Annotated in this window: 1 protein-coding gene; it reads right to left on the reverse strand. The window is 68.3% G+C overall.

The genetic code is table 11. The features are described 5' to 3' along the window. Nucleotides 1–776: 776 nt before the first annotated feature. Nucleotides 777–2,400, reverse strand: a 1,624-nt coding sequence (locus tag PV721_RS35235) for a WD40 repeat domain-containing protein (protein ID WP_319731624.1), incomplete at its 5' end; no start/stop codon positions are given.

Raw genomic sequence — 2,400 nt, forward strand, 5'->3', positions numbered from 1 at the left:
GCTCTGGTGGGGGCGCAGCGGGGGAGGGGTGCGGGTGTCCGGCATGTGTTCGCCTTCCTCTCGGGTGCCCGGCCTTCGAGCCGGGTGATGGTCGGGTAGAGGAGCGGTGGGCTTAGTCGGGGCAGAGGTCGCGCAGCCTGCGCAATCCGCGCGTGCGCAGCCGGGCGCGGAACGCCCGGTGGTGGTGACGTACCAGGCGAACACCAAGGTCTTCTTGGTAGCAGGGTGGCGCGATTGCCCTCCCGGATCTCTCAGCCCTCGTTGTTGGGTGGCGGCTAGGGGATCCGAAGGATGCCGCGTCGCGACCTCCGTGGTCTGCGCGATGCGGATGCTCCGCCATTACGAGTATGCAGCCTCCTTAGATGCATTTCAAGAGAATGCATTTTGGTGGGCCTCTCGTGGTTGGCGCGGCTGACCGTATGCCCCCTCTGGAGCGGGCGTTCCCGGAGGGGCAGACGCCCTTCTAGACCTGGGCTTCCAGGCGCGGATCTCCGGTCAGACGATCGGTGTGCCGGGCTCGATCTGTCGGTTTCGACGAGCCACTTCTGCATGGCGGCCCCGACGTCGCGGCCAGGGTCCATCAACCAGGCCCTGAACTCGCTGCCGTCGAACTCCTCCTGTCCCGAACCCGGGCCGCCGCGGTCGTCTGCATGGCAACGCTCACCCCGTGTCCGGTCGCGGTGCTGCACCACGCCAAGAGGGAGACCGGGGAGCCGACCCGGTGGCGGGGCTCGAGCCGATAGCTGCAGCCTGCTGGCACAAGTTTGTTGTGTCAGTCAGGTGAGTGCGGTGTGACCGAAAGGTCGGCGACGGTAGAGAGCGACGTCGTTGTGAAAGCCAATGACGAGGTCGCCAGCATCGGTGATTGAGACGCTGGACGGAGAATCGATCAGGATGGCTGCGATGGCCTTCTGCGCCTTCAGGTCCCACACGCGCACTGTGTTGTCCCGGCTTCCGGTGACGGCTACCGCTCGGCCGTCAAGGACCGCGCCCACCACCGTGGTCACGACACCGGCATGGCCGGTGAGGGGTTTCCCAATGGGCCGGCTGGTGGCCAGGTCCCACACCCGCAGGGTCCCGTTCCTGCCGGCGCTGATGGCAACGGCCTGTCCGTCGAGGACCATGCACGCCACAGCAGACACGAGGTCGTGTTTTCCAGTGAGGCGAGCCCCCATGGGCCGACCGCTGTGCAGGTCCCACACCTGAATCATGTGGGTGTCTGCGATAAAGGCGACCGGTCGGCCGTCAAGGAACGAGCATGCCACCTTGGAGACGGTGTCGTAGCTGTCGGCGAGGATTTTCCCTACGAGCCGACTGGTGGCCAGGTCCCACACCCGTGCCATCCCGTCTCGACTCGCGCTGATGGCGACGGCCCGGCCGTCGAGGACCGTGCACGCCACCGCCTCCACAGCACTGGTGTGGCCGGTGAGGGGTTTACCGATAGGCCAGCCGGTGGCCAAGTCCCACACCCGCACCGTGAAGTCCCGGCTTCCGGTAACGGCTATCGGTCGGCCGCCGAGGACCGTACACGCCACCGCCACCATGGCGCCGCTATCTGCGGTGAGCTTCCCAACCTGTCGGCCGTTGCGCAGGTCCCATACCCGCGCCGTCCGGTCAGCGCCTGCGCTGATGGCGACGGTCCGACCATCGAGCTCCGTGCACGTCACCGCCTCCACAGCACTGGTGTGGCCGGCGAGGGGCTCGCCGACCTGCCGGCTGCTGTTCAGGTCCCACAGCCGCACGGTCCCGTCCCGACCCGCGCTGACGGCGACGGTCCGGCCGTCAAGGACCGTGCACGCCACCGCCTCCACAGCACCGGTGTGGCCGGCGAGGGGCTCGCCGACCTGCCGGCTGCTGCTCAGGTCCCACAGCCGCACGGTCCCGTCCCATCCCGCGCTGACGGCGACGGTCCGGCCATCCATAACTGTGCACGCCACTGCAGTCGCTGCGTCGTTGTGTCCGGCAAGGCTACCGGCGGGGCGGCTGGTGGCCAGGTCCCAGACCCGACCTGTCGGGCCTACACCTGCGGTGACTGCGATGGTCCGACCGTTGAGCACCGCGCACGCCACCGCTTCCACGGTGCCGCTGTGGCTAGGAAGGGGCGCCCCGACCAGCTTGCCGCTGCTCAGGTCCCACACCCGCGCCGTCCGGTCGGTGCCTGCGCTGATGACGACGGTCTGTCCGTCGAGAACTGTGCACGCCACGGAGGTCAACGGGCCCTGGTGCTTGATTGGATCCCCGACCTGTCGGCTGCTGCTCAAGTCCCACACCCGCACGGTCCCGTCCCACCCTGCGCTGATGGCGACGGTCTGTCCGTCGAGAACCGTGCACGCCACGGAGGTCACAGGGCCGGTGTGGCCGGTGAGTGGTTGTCCGACCTGCTGGCCGCTGCGCAGGTCT

Origin of the sequence: Streptomyces sp. MB09-01 (assembly GCF_033794505.1) — a bacterium.
Classification (GTDB): domain Bacteria; phylum Actinomycetota; class Actinomycetes; order Streptomycetales; family Streptomycetaceae; genus Streptomyces.